The sequence below is a fragment of the Streptomyces sp. NPDC086519 genome, from assembly GCF_040686075.1.
GTDB lineage: Bacteria > Actinomycetota > Actinomycetes > Streptomycetales > Streptomycetaceae > Streptomyces > Streptomyces shenzhenensis.
Genome location: NZ_JBFBJL010000003.1, coordinates 12,339 through 30,796, shown reverse-complemented (window position 1 = coordinate 30,796; position 18,458 = coordinate 12,339). Strand labels below are relative to the sequence as shown.

The 18,458-nt window shown below is 69.8% G+C and carries 15 protein-coding genes and 1 pseudogene; 8 read left to right on the top strand and 8 right to left on the bottom strand.

What is annotated here, in order from left to right:
• Positions 1-479 precede the first annotated feature (479 nt).
• The gene (locus AB0P24_RS04510) at positions 480-1,544 is read right to left on the bottom strand and encodes a cobalamin-dependent protein (RefSeq protein ID WP_365790708.1); all 1,065 of its coding nucleotides are present in this window, start codon (positions 1,542-1,544) and stop codon (positions 480-482) included.
• The gene (locus AB0P24_RS04505) at positions 1,541-3,121 is read right to left on the bottom strand and encodes a PP2C family protein-serine/threonine phosphatase (protein ID WP_365790707.1); all 1,581 of its coding nucleotides are present in this window, start codon (positions 3,119-3,121) and stop codon (positions 1,541-1,543) included. Before AB0P24_RS04505 ends, AB0P24_RS04510 begins: the two co-directional genes overlap by 4 nt.
• Positions 3,122-4,394: 1,273 nt before the next feature.
• On the opposite strand from AB0P24_RS04505, the gene AB0P24_RS04500 reads away from it, so the two are divergent.
• Positions 4,395-4,856: a hypothetical protein gene (locus AB0P24_RS04500; RefSeq protein ID WP_365790706.1), complete on the top strand. Its 462-nt coding sequence runs from the start codon at positions 4,395-4,397 to the stop codon at positions 4,854-4,856.
• A gap of 60 nt (positions 4,857-4,916) precedes the next feature.
• Here AB0P24_RS04500 and AB0P24_RS04495 read toward each other — a convergent pair whose 3' ends face one another.
• The 3 genes from AB0P24_RS04495 to AB0P24_RS04485 all read right to left on the bottom strand — a co-directional run bounded on the left by AB0P24_RS04495 (position 4,917) and on the right by AB0P24_RS04485 (position 10,186).
• A complete protein-coding gene (locus AB0P24_RS04495; protein WP_365790705.1) occupies positions 4,917-8,351 on the bottom strand; it encodes a phosphocholine-specific phospholipase C in 3,435 nt (1,144 codons plus the stop codon).
• Positions 8,352-9,178: 827 nt separating this feature from the next.
• Positions 9,179-9,814: a ParA family protein gene (locus tag AB0P24_RS04490; protein ID WP_365790704.1), complete on the bottom strand. Its 636-nt coding sequence runs from the start codon at positions 9,812-9,814 to the stop codon at positions 9,179-9,181.
• A gap of 165 nt (positions 9,815-9,979) precedes the next feature.
• The gene (locus AB0P24_RS04485) at positions 9,980-10,186 is read right to left on the bottom strand and encodes a hypothetical protein (protein WP_365790703.1); all 207 of its coding nucleotides are present in this window, start codon (positions 10,184-10,186) and stop codon (positions 9,980-9,982) included.
• A 74-nt stretch (positions 10,187-10,260) separates the two neighbouring features.
• Between AB0P24_RS04485 and AB0P24_RS04480 the strand changes: the two are divergent.
• Positions 10,261-10,511, top strand: a pseudogene (locus AB0P24_RS04480) (hypothetical protein); the annotation flags it as partial.
• Between the two features lie 253 nt (positions 10,512-10,764).
• Complete coding sequence (locus AB0P24_RS04475; protein WP_365790702.1) at positions 10,765-12,429, top strand: beta-1,3-glucanase family protein; 1,665 nt, start codon at positions 10,765-10,767, stop codon at positions 12,427-12,429.
• Positions 12,430-12,532: 103 nt separating this feature from the next.
• Here AB0P24_RS04475 and AB0P24_RS04470 read toward each other — a convergent pair whose 3' ends face one another.
• Positions 12,533-12,823, bottom strand: coding sequence for a hypothetical protein (locus tag AB0P24_RS04470; RefSeq protein WP_365790701.1), 291 nt, complete (start codon positions 12,821-12,823; stop codon positions 12,533-12,535).
• A gap of 17 nt (positions 12,824-12,840) precedes the next feature.
• Here AB0P24_RS04470 and AB0P24_RS04465 point away from each other — a divergent pair, with 17 nt between their 5' ends.
• Positions 12,841-13,332, top strand: a complete 492-nt coding sequence (locus AB0P24_RS04465) for a hypothetical protein (RefSeq protein ID WP_365790700.1) — start codon at positions 12,841-12,843, stop codon at positions 13,330-13,332.
• A 332-nt stretch (positions 13,333-13,664) separates the two neighbouring features.
• Here the strand turns inward: AB0P24_RS04465 and AB0P24_RS04460 are convergent, their stop codons facing one another.
• Positions 13,665-14,972 carry a hypothetical protein gene (locus AB0P24_RS04460; RefSeq protein WP_365790699.1) on the bottom strand — a complete coding sequence of 436 codons (1,308 nt, stop codon included), beginning with the start codon at positions 14,970-14,972 and terminating at the stop codon, positions 13,665-13,667.
• A 324-nt stretch (positions 14,973-15,296) separates the two neighbouring features.
• Here AB0P24_RS04460 and AB0P24_RS04455 point away from each other — a divergent pair, with 324 nt between their 5' ends.
• On the top strand, positions 15,297-15,989 hold the full coding sequence (locus AB0P24_RS04455; RefSeq protein ID WP_365790698.1) for a hypothetical protein: 693 nt from the start codon (positions 15,297-15,299) through the stop codon (positions 15,987-15,989).
• Between the two features lie 59 nt (positions 15,990-16,048).
• Here the strand turns inward: AB0P24_RS04455 and AB0P24_RS04450 are convergent, their stop codons facing one another.
• On the bottom strand, positions 16,049-16,267 hold the full coding sequence (locus tag AB0P24_RS04450; protein WP_365790697.1) for a TIGR02391 family protein: 219 nt from the start codon (positions 16,265-16,267) through the stop codon (positions 16,049-16,051).
• Between the two features lie 45 nt (positions 16,268-16,312).
• Between AB0P24_RS04450 and AB0P24_RS04445 the strand changes: the two genes are divergently transcribed.
• The 3 genes from AB0P24_RS04445 (at position 16,313) to AB0P24_RS04435 (ending at position 18,385) form a co-directional block, all read left to right on the top strand.
• The gene (locus AB0P24_RS04445) at positions 16,313-17,380 is read left to right on the top strand and encodes an AAA domain-containing protein (RefSeq protein ID WP_365790696.1); all 1,068 of its coding nucleotides are present in this window, start codon (positions 16,313-16,315) and stop codon (positions 17,378-17,380) included.
• 80 nt (positions 17,381-17,460) lie between these two features.
• Positions 17,461-18,162 (top strand): hypothetical protein, encoded by a 702-nt coding sequence (locus AB0P24_RS04440; RefSeq protein WP_365790695.1) that lies wholly within the window; start codon positions 17,461-17,463, stop codon positions 18,160-18,162.
• A 34-nt stretch (positions 18,163-18,196) separates the two neighbouring features.
• Complete coding sequence (locus tag AB0P24_RS04435) at positions 18,197-18,385, top strand: hypothetical protein (protein ID WP_365790694.1); 189 nt, start codon at positions 18,197-18,199, stop codon at positions 18,383-18,385.
• Positions 18,386-18,458 lie beyond the last annotated feature (73 nt).

Below are 18,458 nucleotides of genomic sequence, written 5' to 3'. Positions count from 1 at the left end.
TCCGCTCCGAGATGAGGTAATCCGGCAAGTGGCCGAGCGCCGACGTGACCTTGTCCTCGACGTTCGTCACGTGCGCCTGCCAGTTGGCCAGGTGGGTCGTGCAGGTGTCGTCGGCGGAGCCGGGGTTGCTCCAGCCGCCGCTGCCGTCTGCCCCGACGGTGGTGTCGCGGACGTACTCGTGCCAGGACAGCGCGTCGGGCTCGGGGGCCGCGTCCGCCGCGAAGGCGGCGATGTGGTCGGCGGAGGTTCCGTCGGCGCGGGAGAGGACCGGGCCGACGAACCTGTGGTCGAGGTCAGGGTACTGGGACCATGCACGGCCGACTCGCGGCCGGGCTCCATCAGCTCCTGTGGAGACCGGTGCCCGCGTTCAGCAGCACGGACAGCGTCCGCCGGGCCGCGGTTTCCCTGGTCACGCCCACGCCCAGGACGCTCGTCTCGATCACAATCACGCGACGCCGGGCGTCAGCCGCGCCTCGCCGTCAGGCCGGCGGGACCGCGTGGCCCGCAGCCGTGAGCCAGCGCCGCCCGGCGTCCAGGTGCGCGGCCGCCCGCGGAAGGCCGCCGAGAAGCTCGGACAGTGTCGCCAGGGCCGCGCCCAGAGCGGCGGTGGGGACGCCGCGGGCGTGGAGGAACTCCGCGCCGAAGGAGAGATAGTCGGTGAGGACCTGCGGATCGTCGACGTAGTTTGCGGCGGCTACGACGTCCGGGAGACGGCCGAGATCCTCCAGAACGGCCTCGGCGTGCTCCGCGCCCGGGTCGCGCAGCCGCGGGTACCGCTCCAGCAGGTGGGCCAGCAGCCGCCGCAGCAGTTCGGGCCGCTGCCGGACGATCCGGACGTACTCGTCGTCGGCGAGGTGCTCCAGGGGCGCCGCTTCCCGTGGGGTCTGCGGCCACCGCACGGCGAGCATCTCGGCGGCGGCGGCCGGGTCGGGCGCGTACAGGTCGGCTCCGAGCGTGCGGGCCCAGACGCCTCCGGGTCCAAAGCCCGTGCCGCCCACGAGCACCGGCGTCCCGGCGCGCCGGCAGCACTCGACGAGGTGGTGTGCGGCAGGCAGGCGGACCGGGATCATGCACGACAGGCCCACCAGCTCGGGCCCCTGCCGGTGGATGTGGGACACCAGGGGCGGGGCGAGGACGTTGGCGCCCAGGAACGTCACGTCGAAGCCGCGCAGCCGCAGCACCTCGGCGGCGATCCGTGCGGGCAGGGTATGGCGCTCCCCCTCGATGCATGCGAACAGGACACGGCGGGCCGGGGCGGAGTCCCGGGGCCGCAGCTCGGCGGCCGCGGCGGCCACGGCGCTCACCACGCGCTCGCTCACATGGGTGGCGGCGTGCTCCTGCGCCACGCTCCACTCCGTGGACACCCACCGAGCGCCGACAGCGGCCTGTGCCGGGGCGATCAGACGGAGCAGAACGTCCTCCGCCGCGACCCCGTCCCGCAGCAGGCCCAGGGCGAGCGCGGTGGCCCCGGTCTCGTCGGCGTGGGCAAGGTGGTCGTCGAAGGCGGCACGGACCCCCGGCGCGACGGCGGACGCGCCGGTCACCGCGTGCCTCCGGCGGCGCCGGACGAACCGGGCGAGGGGGGCGACGACTGGAGCGCCAGCACCGCGATGTCGTCGTGGGCACGTCCGGCCAGCCACTCGGCGACGCGCAGGTCGATCCGCTCGGCGACCGCACCCGCGGGCATCCCCGCGCAGCCCACCAGGTCGTGCGCGAGCCGCTCCTCCCCGTACTCCTCGGCCCCGGTGGGGCCGCCCCGTGCCTCGGTGACCCCGTCGCTGTACAGCAGGATGAGCTCGTCGCGCGCCAGGCGGACCCCGGCCTGGCCGAATTCCGCGTCGGGCAGAGCCCCGACCAGCATCCCGCCCACGTCCACAGCCTCCACGGTGCCGTCACGGCGCAGTACCAGCGGCGGCAGATGCCCGCCACCGGCGAGTACGACGTCCAGGGTGCCCTGGACGCCCGGGCGGACCGTGCCCATGACCAGGCTGGCGAACCGGTCCGAGTCCGCCTCGAGCAGCGACTGGTTGAGCACGTCGAGCACCCGGAGTGGCCGGGACTCGACGAGGGCCAGGGTCCGCAGGCTCTGACGGACGTGACCGGTGAGCACGGCCGCCTCGACGCCCTTGCCGCAGACGTCCCCCAGGGCGAACTCCACGCCCCCGCCACCGTCCCGCGCGGGCTCCACCTGGTAGAAGTCGCCGCCGAAGCCCAGTGCGTCCGGGGCGGGACGGTAGGCGGCGCCCAGCCGCACCCCCGGCGCCTCGGGCAGCGGCGCCGGGTCGAGGCCCGACTGGAGCACGGCCGCGGTATGGGCCTGCTGGGCGTAGAGGACGGCGGTCGACAGGGCCGTACCGGCCCGGAAGGCGAAGTCGCGCACCAGGGCGGCGTCCGCGCCGGGCCGGCCCCCGGCCCGGGCCGGACGGACGAGAACCAGGGCCCCCGCCGGGGCCCCGCTGCCCGGCAGTGCCGTGACGAGCGACTCCCCTCCCTTGCCCGGATCCGGGGGCGCCGCCCGGCCGAGCGCGCCGAGCCCGCCCGGCCGGCAGGGGGCGGGCCGCGGCGACAGCCCCGTCAGGGCCCTTCCCAGTTGCGGCACACGCTCGAGGGATGACGCCGGCAACGTGCCCGACTCCACGGCCGCGCCCGGCGCGGCGCAACGGTGCCAGTCCGCGTGGCCCCCGCGCGGCGGCAGTACGAGCAGCGCGGCGTCCGCCAAGGCCGGCACGGCGAGTTCCACCACGCTCCGGGCGGTGCGGCCGTGGTGCAGGGAGGCCCCCAGCCGTCGGCCCGCCTCGCTCAGGAACGCCGCCCGGAACCGCTCGGCTCGTAGCTCGGCCCCGCACCGGCGGACCCCGGTCTCGTCACTGACGACCCACACCGAGCAGTCCTGCACCGTGCTCCTGCGGCCGGTCAGCCGCCGACCGAGGAATTCGGCATCGAAGCGCGCCGCGGAGGCGACGATCGCCTGCCCCAGGGGTCCGGCTGCTGCGGGGTCCGGCGTCGTCCCCGGCCGCAGGCCGGGAAAGTAGACGCCGGCCGGGCTGTTGCACCAGCGGACCACGCCGGACGCGTCGCAGACCACGACCGCCTGGTCAACGAGGTCGAGCAGGGTATCCAACACCTTCCGCCCGGGACGGCCCCGCGCTTGGCCGCCGCCGTGCGACGCCGCATTCCGGGCCCGCGTGCCCGTCATCGGTCCCGTGCTTCGCGACGACGGGCCCCGGCACAAAGCGGAACACCACCGACTGCCTCGCCAGCCGGTGCAGGAGACATGCGCACCGCCCCTTCGCACCCCGATACGCGAGAAATCCCTTAAATCCGTTTTCCACCTTACAGCCTGGACTTACTGCTGACTGCCCGCATCCGAATGCTGAGCGAGCCCGGGACCTGCGGGGATGCCAGCACCACCCTCAGCTACGAACACGCAGAAAGGGCCGCGACCGTAAGATCGAGGCCCTCATCACCGTATCGTCGGTGATTGTGTCCAAGGGGCGAGTTGACCACTGACGATACGGTCGTGGTCGCGCACGGGAAGTTCTGCCTCTGAGACCGTTGTCGGCGTACGCCGAGGATCGCCTGCCGAGGCCGTCTGGTCGGTTGTGGCGGGCCGTTCCTCGTCCCTGTCGCTCATCTGCCCGATCCAAGCTCGGCCCCCATGGTGCCGCAGCGGTTGCTGTGGTCGCTGCGTCTGCATCCGACCCCGATGCAGTACAGCGGCATTGCGCCCTCCTCCCTCGCGGCATGGAGTCCGGACCTCCGTTCGCGCCCTCACAGACCTTCGAAATCCAAGATCGGTGTGCCGACGCCGAGGTATCAAACTCGTGCGGCGTCTCCTTCATGGGAAAGGAAGCGGGAAACAGCATCGTTTGCCTTGTCCGGCCGGCCGGGGTTGCCGCACTCTTTCGTGCGGCAGCCCCGTTCAGCTGGACGGGTGGTTATGGAGGTTTTCCGTGCCGCAGCCGTCCACCGAGTTCGGGCCCAGCCGCGATCTCGCTCGACTGTGCGACGCCGCCCTGCGAGCCGGCGGAGCGCTGGTCGCCCTGGTCGCCGCGCCCGCCGCCGATGTGCCGGACACAACGGTGACCAGGGGGATCGACGAGGAGGAGTGGATGATGCAGCTGTCACCGGACGGTGCGAGCTGGTTCCAGCCGGTGAGCCGCAGACAGGTCGTGAGCGCCGGCGCCCGCACCCACCGGCCGCTGCTGGAACGGCTCCCGGTATGCGGAATAACCGTGTTCATTCCTGATGTGCGCGACGGAGGTGGCTCGACTGCTGGGTGTAGAAGAAGTCGCCATGAAGCCGGACGGCCGGCATGCCCGCCACCTCGCCGCGGCGGTGCGTAAGCCGCTGCTCGAACGTGCGAGTCTGCCCGAGGAGTTGTTCGCCCGTTGATGGCGGCAGCTGTTCACGACCCGGATCCCAGTTTCTGCCGCTGGTTCGTCGAGCGGGCGGTCTGCGCATTCGGACGCCGCCGTGTGATGGCCGCACTGGTCGACTGTCTACGGATCGGCACGGATGCCGAGCGAGCGGGAGCCGTGCGGGCCTGGTACTGCGCCCATGTGCCTTTGCGCGCAGATCGGTCCCCAACGTACGGACCTGCTGGGGTACGTGATCCCGCTCTGGACGAGTCGCAAGACGTCAAGGACGCCTGGCTGGAGGCCTCGATGCGGGTGTTCGCCGAGGCCACCGATCTGCGGATGCGCCACCGTGTCCTGCTGGGCCTGCCTACTTCGCGCGCGGCATACCCGTCGCGCCTGCGCGAACTGCTTGAAACCACACTCGCATCCGCCCAGGCCCGTCCCGACCAGCACATCCGTCGCTGGGCAGCCGCAGCAGGCCACGACGCGGTCTGAGACACCCCCGCCCCCGGCGGGCCCGCGCGGGGCCGGTCGGCTCCCGCGCGGGCCCGTGGCTCACGCGTCGTTGGTCGGACCGGTGCCGAGGCGGACGTTGTCGATCGCCCAGAACCAGTTGTTCCCCGCGTTGAACAGCCGGAAGTTCACCCTGACCGACGTCGCTCCGGACGGGACCGCGAAGGAGAGGTCGACCAGCTGGTTCTGCTGGTCCTGGCCGTTGTTGGTGTTCCCCGAGGCCGCGCTGGAGTAGTGCAGCACACGGGTTGCCTCTCCGGAGTCGAACTCGACGGTGACCTCGGCCTCCTGCGGGCTCTCCTGACTGTAGTGGGAGTCGAAGCCCAGGTGGAGGGTCGAGGTGCCCGGCGGGATGGCGACCGCGGGAGTGGTCAGTGTCGAGTCGAACCGGCCGCGGCTCGCCGGGCTGCCGGTGTCGTCCCAGTCATCCGCGTCGGCGACCGCCACGATCCCCAGGCTCCGGCTGAAGCCCGGCCGGTCCTGCCCTGCCGGGAACCAGAACTGCTTGGAGAGGAAGGTCCAGCCCTGCAGTTCCCTGGTGCCCTGCGGCATCGTCGGCGCGTTGGTGACCGTCCACCCGCCGGGCGTGGTCCGCGTCCAGCCCACCAGGCCGGGACGGCTGAGGTCGACGGCCGATGCCAGGGCCGGGGCGACGGACTCGAAGTCCTCGGCGAGCAGGTAACCGGTCATCACGGGGCCGACCTCGGCGGTCAGCGACGCCGTCTGCTCCTTGGCGCGCCCGCCCAGGCTCGCGGTGACGGTGGCCTTGACCGCGGCGGACGTACGGGCGGCCGACACAGGCGCGACGACGTCCCACGCGAGGGCGACGGAGGAGCGGGCCGGAACCGTGGCCGGCACGGAGGCCGACGGGGTGGCGGTCCAGCCGTCGGGCAGGGTGAGCGTGCCCGCCAGGCCGGTGAGCGGGGCGCTGCCGGCGTTGGTGACGGTCGCGGTCACGGTGCGCGGTTCGCCGGGCGCCAGCACGGTGCCATCGGTCTTCGGTGAGGCCGAAGGACCGGTCAGGGTCACGCTCATCGCGGCGGCGACCTTGGTCCGCACGCGCGCGTCGGCGGTCTTCAGCAGACCGTCGCCGTCGGCGTGCGCGGCCACGATCAGGCTGCCGACGGTGGCATCGGCGGCCGGTGTGACCGTGAAGCGGACGTCGGCGGATTTCCCGGCGGCCAGTGACCGCGGCGCGGACCCGGACCGCTCGACCGTCCAGCCGGAGGGGATGAGCAGGGTGGCCGCGAGGCGATCCAGGTGGGCCGCGCTCCGGTTCGTCAGGGTGACGACGACCTCGGCCGCGCTGCCCTGGGCGAGCGGGGTGTCCAGGCCCGGCAGCGGCTCGGGCAGGGTGATCGAGGCGGCCAGTGCCGGGAGTATGCCGGTGGCCGGGTCGGTGACACCCTGCTTCGGATCGGCCAGGCGGCCGGTCATACGGCGCAGGAAGCCCGGGTCGCGCTCGTCGACCACGACGATGTCGTACCAGCCGTGGCGGGAGAGATGGATCGGCACGACGCGCTTCTGCCCGGGCGCAAGGGTGACGGTCCGTACGTGGTCGTCGGCGTGGCGCGGGTAGACCGACTCGCCGACGAGGAGCGTCCGGGTCGTCGAGGAGGGGTTGGCGCAGTGGACCATGACCGGGCCCGGCCCGGCCTGCTCGACCAGGTACGCCTCGGCGCCGGCGCCGGCGCCGCGCAGTTCCCACGTCGACCAGCCGGGGCCGCGCACCTGGAGGTCGTAACCGTCGGGCCCGTAGGCGACCGTGTCCGCGGTGCTTCCGCCCGCGGTGACAGTCCAGGTCCGCGGCTCGCCACCGTCGCCGGGGTACGCGGTGACCGCGGCCGCCGCGGTGCCGGTGTTGCCGAGCCGCAGCCGGACCTGGCCGTCGGTGACGTCGGCACGCAGGGACAGGCGGTACGGCAGGGGACGGGTGGGACGGGTGCCCGCCTCCTGCTCCGGGAGCGCCTGCTTCGTCGGCGGAACGGGGTTCCAGCGGCCGATCGGCGCCGGTACCGGGCCGGGCTGCTCCACCTCGGGCTGCCGATGGGTGCGGTGGAAGTCGAAGACGGAGGTGAGGTCGCCGAAGACACTGCGGCGCCAGGCGCTGATGTTGGGCTCGCGGACCCCGGTCCACTGTTCCATGAAACGGATCACGGAGGTGTGGTCGAACGCCTCGGAGGAGACGAAGCCGCCCACGGTCCACGGCGACACGATCGTCATCGGCACGCGCGGGCCGGGGCCGACCGGGCGGCCGTTGAACCAGTCGTCGCTGTTGCCGGAGTCGGGCTTGGGCGCGACGGGGGCGGGCACGTGGTCGAAGTAGCCGTCGTTCTCGTCGAAGTTGATGAACAGCACCGTCTTCGACCAGGTCTCGGGGTCGCTGGCGAGGGCGTCGAGCAGGTCGTAGACGAGGTTGGCGCTGCCGACCGGGGTGGAGGAGCCGGGGTGCTCGGAGAGCGCCGCGGTGGGTACCACCCAACTCACCGCGGGCAGCGTGCCGTTCTTGATGTCCGCCGTGAGCCGGGGGATCAGGGTGTCCGGCTCGGAGCGGTAGGCGCCGCGCAGGAAGAGCCGGCGCTCGGCCTCGGTCAGGGAGTCCACACCCTGCTGGAACTGGGCGAGGGCCACCTGCCGCTGCGCGGAGGACTTGTCCCAGAGGCTGTCGTAGAACTGCTCGGTGGTGGAGTACTCTCCGCTGACCTTGGAAAGGATCTTCCGGCCGATCTGCTTCCACGGCCGGAAGTATTCGACCGCGTTGTCGGTGAAGTTGTCCCACTCCTGGTAGATCTGCCACGAGATCCCGGCCGCCTCCAGGCGCTCGGGGTAGGTGGTCCAGTCGTATCCGGCGTGGGTGTAGGAGTAGGCGGCGTTGGTGACGGCTCTGTTCACGCCGTCCGGCTCGAAGCCCGTGGTGCCGGTCCACAGGTAGTTGCGGTTGGGGTTGGTGGAGCCGTATATGGAGCAGAAGTAGGAATCACAGATGGTGAACCGGTCGGCCAGTTCGTACTGCAGGGGTATGTCCCGCCGGTCGTAGAAGGCCATGGTGCTCTGGCCCTTGGCGGCGATCCAGTCGTTCCACCAGCCGTTCGCCCGTGCCTGGGTGGCGTCCGTGAATCCGTGCGGAAGCGAGCCCAGGTACTGGATGTCGCTCTCCGGGCGGCCGGCGTCGACCGCCGCCTGGCGGGCCGAGAAGGGCAGGACCTCGCCACCGGCCCGCGGCTGCCTGAAGACGTCGGCGCCCTCGGGCAGGCGCAGGGGGGTGCGGTCGCCGAAGCCGCGCACCCCCTTGAGGGTGCCGAAGTAGTTGTCGAAGGAGCGATTCTCTTGCATCAGCACGATGACGTGCTCGATCGCTTTCATGCCGCCGCGCGGCATCGGCGCGGCCATGGCCTTGAGAAGCGAGGGGGGCAGGACGGAGAGCGCGGCGCCACCGGCGAGAGCGCCGAGGATCCTGCGGCGGGAGGTGTCGGACATGACGCGGAGGCTATGCCTCCGACACGGTGATCAAGAACCCTCTGCGACAGGGTTTCGCCCACTGTTCACGCCGAGGAATCCGACGTTCGTACTGGTCACGCGGTCGGGCAGCATGTGCTCCAGCACCCGGCAGGCATCAGGGCGGGGCAGAGTCAGTAACTCCCCGTCGTACCAGCGGTCGAACTGGCGCGGCGAGACCTGGAGGGACGCCAGGCGGAGATCGCGGTCAGGCTCAACCGGGCGGCAGCCCGCTCGTACTGTGCGGCGAAAACCACATGCGTCGTCAGGTGGCGTTGCTGGAGCAGTTGCCTGAGCAGCATTGTCCGTGGCCCCCACGGCATGGGACAAGGTCTTCCAGCGTCGGACCCACTGTGAGGTCCTCGTCAGTGGGTCCGAGGGGCGAGTTGATCGCTGACGATACGCTCGTGCCGGCGCAGAGGCGGCTCAAACTCCGAGATCCGCCGGGTGCCCTCACTGCTCCCCATGAGAACCGGCATCCAGCGGGCGCAGATTTCGGGCCTCCGCCATCCGGCGAGATCACCCGGCGCAGTCAAGCCATCGGGCGAGCGGTGGCCGGTTCACACACGACCACCGCGTCACCCAGGCTTACGGGGCGCTTCTCAAGGGTCGTAGGGCAGCGGCGCCGGCCCGCACCATCGCGGACACCGTTGACCCTGCCCATTGCACGAGGTCACGCGGCAGGCCGGCGTCGAGCTCGATGGTCACCCGCATGTATCGGGTGTGCAGCTGAGTGACTTTGACGGGACGCGGTACGACAGCGTCCGGTCCGCGCCGCAGTGCGGCCCGGTAGGTGTCCTTCCGCTGGCTCATGCCTTGTCCTGTCGCTTGATGAGTTCGTCTGCGAGGTCCATGTACGCGGAGGCTTTGACTGCCACCGGACTTCCGAATGACTGGGCGTACAGGTCGAGCCGCGGAATGTGCGTGGACAACACGTCGAATCCCCGCTCGCTGAGAGCTTCGCGGGCGTCGGCATCGGGACCGGTACGCGTGGCCTCGGCACGATTCGTCCGGTTCAGCAGGACGGTGGCGCGGGCCGGCTGGATCCGCAAGGACTGTACGTCGCCCATCTCGCCACCGATGGGCGCCATGCGATCCAGCTCGATGGGAGCCGGAGTCACCGGCACGATCCACTCGTCTGCATACCTCATGATGCTGCGGGCGATGTGCGCGTGGTCCTCCATCTGCGGAGCGTCGAACACGACGGCCTGCCGATCACCCAGGAAGTCGTCCACGCGCCGGTGCACATCGCCCACCGGAAGAGCGACCACAGGAAACGGGAAGCCGCCCGCCAATTCGCTCCAGCGCAGCGCGGAGGAGGCGGGGTCGCTGTCGACCAGTAGCGGTGGGACACCCGACTCGTGGAGTGCGTGGGCCAACCAGACTGCGCTGGTCGTCTTTCCCACCCCGGGCTTCAGGTTCACAAAGGCGTAGCTCAGCGGCACACGGGGCAGCGTATGGTCGCGAGCGGCCGCCCGGCCGTCGACTCGGGACACAAGGTGCCATTGTTCACCTTGCGGCGCCGGTGAATCATTCGTATGGGCCAGTACGGAAGTCGCAGGGCCCAAGGGGGATCGACAGTGAGCCGGCAGCTCTCGCCGGGACGATGGTCAGCTCGTCAGACGGCTTCGCGGAGGATGCGGGGCCGGAGTCGTGTCGCTGGTCTTCTTGGCGTTGGCGACGGTCACGATGACCGGGTCGCCGGGCTTTGCGATGAATTTTCTTCCCGCCCGGTGCGGCTGGATGCGTCCTTCGCCGAAGCGTCGCCCGCTGCTGACTTTGCTGCTCAATTCCGTGCGGCGCTCGGGGCCGAGCACGGACACGGGCTTCGACGCGCTCGACGACGCGGCGGCGCCGTCGTACGCCGCTGCCTCGCAGGTGTCGCAGTACGCCCGGCGAGTTCGGCCCGTGGCCGACGGGCTACGACCGCTTCCGGGTGTGGAGGGACCCCGGCGTCTTCACCGCACTGCTCCAGGACCTGATCGCCGAGGCCGCCCGCCAGGGACAGACGGGCTTGTCCCTGGTCAGTGTGGACTCCACCACGGCCCGCGCCGCCCCGACGCAGCCGGGATGCGCATCGGCAAGGAGGTCATGGACTCCCTTGAACAGGCCGCCATCGAGCAGGAGCGGGCCCGACAGAAGGGGGCGGCCTCCGCCAGAACAGAACGGACGGCACGGCGCTGACACCCGCCACTGACAACGCCTCACCGCACGGCACAGCGAATGAACCGGCGACGTCCCCGCGCCGTTACATGGAAGAAGTGCCTCCGCAACCTTGACGGGATTGGTCTGATCCAATACCGTCCCCGCGCAGAACCTCACACGTTTTCAACAACTCAACCCCCCACCGCCGTCACATAGTTGACGGACGATCACCCCCTCCGGGAGGGCCCCTGTGGTTTCCCGACGTTCCTTCCTGACCGCAGTCGGCGCGCTCACCGGTGCGGCCGCGCTGAGCCCTCTCTCGCCGGTCTCGCCGCTGGCCTCCTCCGCGGCGGCGGCGGGAGTCTCGCTCCCCGTCAAGCTGGCGAACAACTCCGGCTCCAACACCGTCTACGCCTACATATCAGGCACGGACAGCAGCGGCTGGCCGGTCTTCGTCTCGGCGAACGGCACCCTGAACCGGCTGCCCAACCCGTCGTCCGCGGTCACGCCCATCGCCGACTACTCCATCGCGCTGGGCGCCTCCGGCTCGGCCGCCACCACCGTCAACCTGACCGACTACGTCATCGGCGGACGCGTCTGGTTCTCGGTCGGCCAAAAACTCCAGTTCTTCGTCAACCCGGGCACCGTGCCCGGCGTCGTGCAGCCCGCGCTCGTCAGCTCGGACCCCAACTGGTCCACGAACTGGACGTTCTGCGAGTTCACGTTCAACAGCACGAACCTCTACGCCAACATCTCGTACGTCGACATGGTCGCACTCCCCATCTCGATGAGCAGCACCGGTAGCGGCGGCACCCAGACGGTCAGCCCTCTGCCCTCCGGCGCCCTCGCCTCGATCGCCTCCGGCCTCCAGAGCCAGCACGCCTCCGACGGAGCCCCCTGGGACAAGCTGGTGGTCACCGACACATCGGGCGGGGTACTGCGCGTCATGGCGCCCTCGCACTCGCCGGTGGACTTCGGCACCTACTGGGACGACTACCTGAACCGGGTCTGGAGCCACTACGCCTCCACGCCGCTGACCATCAACGGCCAGGGCAGCATCGGTTCCTACACCGGCACCGTCTCCGGTGACGCCATCGTCTTCTCCGGGCTCAACACCAACGGCGTGCCGTTCACCAAGCCGAACGCCGTCGACATCTTCGGCTGCGCGTCCGGTCCTCTCTACAACTCCGGCGGGGACGCCCGCGGCGCGATCGCCGCCCGGCTCGCCGCCGCGCTCAACCGCAGCTCGCTCCTGGTCTCGGGCGGGAACAACCAGCCCGACGGCGTGACACCGTCGCAGTACTACACGGACTCGATCACCAACCACTACGCGCGGCTGGTCCACGAGTACGCCAGCATCGGCTACGCCTTCCCCTACGACGACGTCGGCCCGACCGGCGCGGCCCCCGTCGACGGGCACATCCAGGACGGGGCACCCACCTCCTGGAGCATCACCTTGGGCGCCGGAGGCTCCAGCGGGGGTTCGGGGGGCGGCTCGACCACCGTGAGTGCCTACAGCACCATCCAGGCCGAGTCGTACTCCGCCCAGAGCGGGACCACCACCGAGAGCTGCTCCGACACGGGCGGCGGCAGCGACGTAGGCTACATCTCGAACGGCGACTGGCTGAAGTTCTCCTCCGTTGACTTCGGTTCGACCTCCCCAGCGCAGTTCAAGGCCCGGCTGGCGTCAGGCGCGGCCTCCGGTGTCAGCGGCGCCGTCCAAGTGCGGCTCGACAGCACCACGGGCACGAAAATCGCGGAGATCGACTTCGCCAACAACGGCGGCTGGCAGGCCTGGCAGACCGTCCCCGCGAACATCGTCGCCTCCGCCACGGGAGTCCACGACGTCTACCTGGTCTTCTCAGGAAGCACGTCGGACTTCACCAACATCAACTGGTTCACCTTCTCCAGCTGACCGCCGCCTGAGGGACAAGCGCCTGGCGGGTGACAACCCCGGTCGGGCGCCTCTCCTGCGCACCGCGTGAACACACTCGGACCGGGTGCGCCTGCCGAGAATGTCATCCGTGCAGTTCACGGGCCTGCTCGGTGCTGCGGCAGGATGAGCACTCGTGTGGCTTCGTCTCGCCTGCCTGACCGTCACCCACGCGTTCGCTGTACTCCGGCTGCTGCCCATGGGCGACCGCGACAAGAACGCGGGGATCCTGGCCCCGCGCCACCAGATCATGATCCTTGAGCGGCAACTCGGTGCGGACCGGGTGAAGCTCCGCCTCGGAAGACCGGGCTTCCTCGCCGCTCTCCTGGTGCCGCTGCCGCGCCAGGTTCTGCGCCGGCTCCGATTGCCGGTCCATCCCGACACCGTGCTGCGATGGCACCGCGACCTGATGAAACAACGGCACGCGAACGCCGGCGAACCCAGACGGCCCGGACGACCGCCCACCGTTTTCGCCGCATCCGCATCCTTGGCACCATCGCCCATCCGATCGTCAAGGAGTGCGAGCGGCGTCTCGCCCGCTACCAGGCCGCCCTCGAAGCCGGCGCCGACCCCGCCGTCGTCACTCAATGGATCAACGAGGCGCAGGCGGACACGGAGGCAGCACGCAAGAACCTCGACACGCCACCTGCCGCCACGCGAAAGAAGGAAACTCCCCTCAGCGCCGACCAGATCCGGGAGATCACTGAGAGACTCGGAGACATCGCGCAGCGTATGCAGGCCGTCGACGCAGAGAAGAAGAGCCCGCTCTACGAAGCCCTCGGGATCACAATCAGTTACGGACACGCAGATAGGGCCGTGACCGTTAGGTCGAGACCCTCATCCACGTATCGCTACAGCGAGTGGGTCGTTCACGAGATCCTCTGACCAGCCGCAACAGGGCTCATTGATGTTGAGGTTCCCGCGAGTCGCAAGATCATTCCCCGAGAATATGCACACGCAATTGTTTTGATGGGATGCGCTGTGCCCCTGAGGTGGCTCCTCCACGCAGCTTACATACAGGCACTCTCTGCGTCTCACAGCTCGCCCAGGCAGCTTGAGCTGGAGAGTCCCATGCCGGATTGCACCTTGGACCAAGCTAGGCCGGTCACAAAAGGCCAGCATCACCCTCAGTTATGTCGATCGCGGGGCCGTAGGGCCACCCTCGCGTTCGAGGTTTCGGGCAACCCCGCACCACGTGAGTGCGAGCGCACCTACGCCTACGCGGGCAGCGCAGGGAACACGACCACCGAGCCGTCCTTGTTGCGGGCAATCTCAATCGCCACGTCTGTCGTGCGGCTGTTGACCATGACGCCGTCGCCCAGCTTGCGAATCCGGTTTGCCGCGCGCATCAGGCGATCGACTTCACCGGTCGTGAAGACGGGCCGCAGACCTTGCGGACCTGCCAGCTCAAGCGCCGACAAGCGTTCCAGGACACCGGCAATGCTCGACTCCAGTTCGTCGAGGCGCTGCTGGTCGCGCTTGAGCTCGCGGGTGAAGTTCTCGAACAAGTTGTCAGGGTGGCCCTGGGCATGCTCGACAGCTTGCAGGACGACGACCCGCCGCTTCAGCGCAATGGCCAGGGCAGCGAGTTCGAGGTGGGCGCGGAACGTGCCGCCATGCTCGTCGACGCCGGGGAATGCTTTGACGAGCGTGCTGATCTCGACGGACTTGCCCTCGGGCAGCTTGTCGAGTGCGCTCTGCCACCGGGCAAGGCGGCGGTCAGCGGCGCCCAGCGCCGTGTTGATGGCGTGCACTGCCGAGTCAAGTCCCAGGGAGACACCGAGCTTGCCCTGGTCGAGCAGAATGGCGGTGGCTTTGTCGATGGCATCGCGGCAGCCGTCGAGTTCGCTGTGCTCCTCTTCGAGCTTCTGTTCGTGCAGCTGCTCCAGCAGTTCTGTGATGTGTTCGATGGCCTGTTGGCGCTTGTAGTCGGCATGCGCGCTCACGCCTACCGCTACGGCCATGAGCACGAGCGGCGCGGCCACGGTGAGCGCCGCGCTGCCGGCGGCCGCGACGCCGGCTGTCGCACCGGCTCCGCCGACCGCGCCTGCTGCCGCCGCTTTACCGACTGGCACGAACGTCGCATTGGCGGCGATGCCCGTCGAGTTCATGAGTGCACTGTGGATGCCACCGGCCGCCGCCTTCGACGCCATCGGGCGAACGATGCCCTGGCTGAACTGGGCGGCAACCTTCGCCGGAACCACCATGCGGTAGAGGTTTTCGCCGGCAGCGGTCGCCCTGGCCGCCGTAAGGGAACTTCGCGTCGATTGCGTGATGAACTGTGACAGGTGCTGCGCCAGGGGACTCGCGGCATCGAGCGGGATACCTCGGCCGCGGTCGAGCCTGTCGGGCAGCGGATGCACCTCAAGTGTGGCGATCGGCGCGTCGGCCAGGGCGGCCAGCACACCGCGCAGTTCAGCCAGGCGCTCAGCCGTCATCGGCTCGCCTCCGGCCAATGCCGGCACCCGGACGTCACCGGTCGCCAGCGTCCACACCGGAACGACTGCCTTGCGAGCGTCGGTCATCGTCTCCCCCTTGTTTTCCAACAACAGCCTAAGGCTGACGTCCGACAAGAACGGCATGAACCTCGTGTATGCGGCTACGGGCTCTGTCTCCCGGTGAACTGACGATCTCACAACGGAGGGACGGCACCCCCACCTGCAATGCTGGTCGGGACCGGCGGCTCGTGGTGCGGGCCGACGAGACCCATTGGGCACGCGGGAATCGCATGCTGCGAAAGATCGTGGCCCGCCGGCGGCCGCGTAGCAGCCTCAGAGTCGCCCTGGCCACAGCGCTCCCGCAGGGCATCTGGGATCCGGGAACTTGCAACCGCCCTGGATGTAGACGGCATGGCGGAGCCCGTTAATGCGCTGTCTGTCGTCGCTGCCCATGGGGTTCGTGAATCGATCGAGATATTCGGGCAGAACGTGTGCAGCGGCCTGCTGCAAGGCGGCTGGGCTGAAGACGCGCAGGCCGAGCGGAGCGCGCAGCAGCAGGACCAGCAGACGGTGCATGCCAGCGCCCAGGCCAGTGCGCGGGCGGCGGACCAGAGCACCGCCAAGGAGGCGCTCGCCACCCTCCAGGACTCCAACAGCGCCTTCACCAACGCCAAGTCGGTGCGCGACGACCTCGCGACGGCCGACAATGACCTCGCCCCGTTGCGCAAAGACGCCAAGGGCGGCAACGGCGAGGACTGCTACAACGTGGAGAATGTCGTCGGCTACGACGTCACGAGCACGGCCGGCTACGACGTCGACCAGGAGCAGCAGGGCATCACCGATCAGCGCTCCGAGATCACCGCCCTGAAGGACGCGCAGGCGGCCCTCACCGCTGACGGGCTGCCCACACTTGCTGGAGCCAGCACAGCCATCGCCACGGCCGAGGCCCACATCACCAAGGCGATCACCACGACGAACAGGGCCATCGACGATCTCAACGCCGACATGGAGACCGCCTACAGAATCGCCAACGCCCTCGGCACCGGCGACTGCGCCGACACCGGGCCGGGCGAGGCCCCCGAGGGGTTGTCGCACATCTCGTGAGCGGAGGCGGCCCGCACGGGTCTCCGCCTGCCTGCAGCCAGTTTGGAGGCAGCGTGCGATCACGGACCCGAAGCGGCGGCCTTGCGCTTGTCGTCCTCGATGTCGAGGCGTCGCATCAGGAAGCTCGCGATCACCAGCATCTCCTCGGCCTCGTCGCGGGCGTCCTTCTCGTCCGGCCCGTGCATCCGGGGGCTGCGCAGCGCGCCCATCGCGCCCTTGAAGAGGAACTGCATGCCGTTCTGCTCGCTCTCCAGGGAGCCGCCCGTGGACCGGGTCACCGTGAGTTTCGGGGGGGGCCTGGCTTGGCGCCGAAGGCAATGCCCATGAGCCTCTCACCGATCTCGTTGACGCCGGCCAGCGTCTGCACGCGGTGCTCCACCGCACAAGTTGTCGCCGGCACCGCGATCGGGTTCCTCGGCCACCGGGCCGTCCGGGACCTGGAGTTCGACCTGTGCATCTTCGACGAGGCGTCGAAGGCGACCGCGACCGAGGCTTTGGTCCCACTGGCCCGGGCCAAGCGGTGGATCCTGGTCGGCGACACCAACCAGCTGCCGCCCATCGGCGAGGACCTGCTGCGCAACGAGCAGATCATGGCCGACCACCAGCTCGGGGATGACCTGGTGAAGACCACCCTGTTCCAGTACCTCGCCGACTGCACCGACGCCCCGGTCAAGCACCTGCTGCGCGAGCAGTATCGGATGACGCCGGCGATCGGCAACATGATCAGCAGCTGCTTCTACGACCGGAAGCTGATCTCCCCCAACGATCATGTGCTGGCCGGGTACGCGGGCATCAGCAAGCCCGTGCTGTGGCTGGACACCAGCCCGCTGAGCGGCCGGCGCGAATCCGAACGCACCGGCGCCGAGAAGAGCATCTCCAACCCGCTTGAGGCCAAGCTGGCGATCAACCGCGTCAAGCTCATCGACCAGGCCATCGACAAGGGCGTCATCCGGGTCCCGGACGGCGAGCGGCTGGACGTGCTGGTGATCGCCCCCTACGGCCGGCAGGTCGACGAGCTCAAACGGGGCCTGGCCGACCCGCAGCTGAAGCTGACGCACATCAGCCCCGAAGTGCTCTCCGTCGACGCGGTCCAGGGCCGCGGGTGCGACCTCGCCATCTTCAGCGTCACCCGCAGCAACCCCAGCGGCCAGCTCGGATTCCTCGCAGAGCCGTACTGGAGGCGGATCAACGTCGCACTCAGCCGCGCCCGGTTCGGCCTGACCATCATCGGCGACGCCGGGTTCTGCCGCAGCAAGCCCGGCGCCCTGCACGACGTCCTCGACTACATGAGCGGCCACCCGGAAGGCTGCGAGATCCTCAATGCCTACCTTTTAGCCCCAACAGCCTCCTGGCCGTCCGCTTCCATCACGCACGTCCCGGCCTCGAACTGATCACCATCGTCGACGCCGCGCTTCCCGTCGCCCAGATCACCGCCGAGGTCCTCGCCCAGGACAGCAAGGGCCTCCCCCTGATGGACGAGTTCGTCCTGCGCCTGGTGGACCACAAAGTAGGACAAGGTCACCGCATCGCCGGACTCCTCGGCCTACCCGAGCGCATGGTCGACCAGACCGTCGCCGGACTCTTCAGCTCCGACGACCTGCGCTGGTCCCGGCCCGCCCCCGGCACCACCACCGAACCCAGCCTGGCCCTGACCGGCAAAGGACGCGTCACCGCCCGCGAAGCCGCCCAGAACGTCCCCGTGGTCAAAAGCATCCTGCAGTCGAAGTCCCACCGGGTCCTGCCAGTCAAACTGCTCGTCTACGCCGACACCGACCGCACCGACATCCAGCTCGGCGTCGTCGTCGGCGGAGAGCTCAGCCACCCCCACGACCTCGCCCTGATCGGCCTCGGCGGCGCCAAGGCCCTCGGGATCACCGTCGAAGCGCCGGCGGAGCGGCCCGTGCTGGAGCCCGAGCTGGAAAAGGCCGCCCGAGACCGCATCGCACACTCCCGCCTCACCGGACGATGGCACCGCGGATGCCGCCGCCCCGGCAACCGAGGCTCCGCAGGACGCCGAGCACAGCAACACCGACCACGGCCACGAGACCGGCCCGCACAACACGGACAGCGGCGAGGGCTCGGGGGATACCAACACCCCAGCCCTGCGCGCAGACGCAGACGCAGACGCAGGGCAGCGGACCACCCCACCGGAAGCGGTCATCCAGGCGGGTGAGAAAAAACGGCTCGCGCCCGGAGCCCTGCGGCACATGGTCATCCACCACCTCCAGGCGCACCCCGGTGCGGCGTTCACCGCCACCAAGATGAGCCGGGTGATCGAGAAGTCCTCGGGGGCCATCGCCAACGCACTGGTCACCCTCGCCCGGCAGGGCATCGCCGAGCAGGTGAGCGAGCGCCCTCGCACCTACCGTCCGGCGACGCCGGAGGGCAACGCATAACCGACCGGCCATAGCGAACCGGGCTGGTTCCCACGGGGGTTGGGAACCAGCCCGGCTGCTGCGCGAGTCTTCC

Excerpts from the sequence above, each read along its gene's own strand:
- AB0P24_RS04465 (WP_365790700.1), top strand. The coding sequence starts at position 12,841 with ATGGCACCGCGACCTGATGAAACAACGGCACGCGAACGCCGGCGAACC.
- AB0P24_RS04500 (WP_365790706.1), top strand. The coding sequence starts at position 4,395 with ATGGCGGCAGCTGTTCACGACCCGGATCCCAGTTTCTGCCGCTGGTTC.
- AB0P24_RS04470 (WP_365790701.1), bottom strand. The coding sequence starts at position 12,823 with ATGGACCGGCAATCGGAGCCGGCGCAGAACCTGGCGCGGCAGCGGCAC.
- AB0P24_RS04445 (WP_365790696.1), top strand. The coding sequence starts at position 16,313 with ATGAGCCTCTCACCGATCTCGTTGACGCCGGCCAGCGTCTGCACGCGG.
- AB0P24_RS04435 (WP_365790694.1), top strand. The coding sequence starts at position 18,197 with ATGGTCATCCACCACCTCCAGGCGCACCCCGGTGCGGCGTTCACCGCC.
- AB0P24_RS04495 (WP_365790705.1), bottom strand. The coding sequence starts at position 8,351 with ATGTCCGACACCTCCCGCCGCAGGATCCTCGGCGCTCTCGCCGGTGGC.
- AB0P24_RS04440 (WP_365790695.1), top strand. The coding sequence starts at position 17,461 with ATGGACGAGTTCGTCCTGCGCCTGGTGGACCACAAAGTAGGACAAGGT.
- AB0P24_RS04455 (WP_365790698.1), top strand. The coding sequence starts at position 15,297 with ATGGCGGAGCCCGTTAATGCGCTGTCTGTCGTCGCTGCCCATGGGGTT.
- AB0P24_RS04460 (WP_365790699.1), bottom strand. The coding sequence starts at position 14,972 with ATGACCGACGCTCGCAAGGCAGTCGTTCCGGTGTGGACGCTGGCGACC.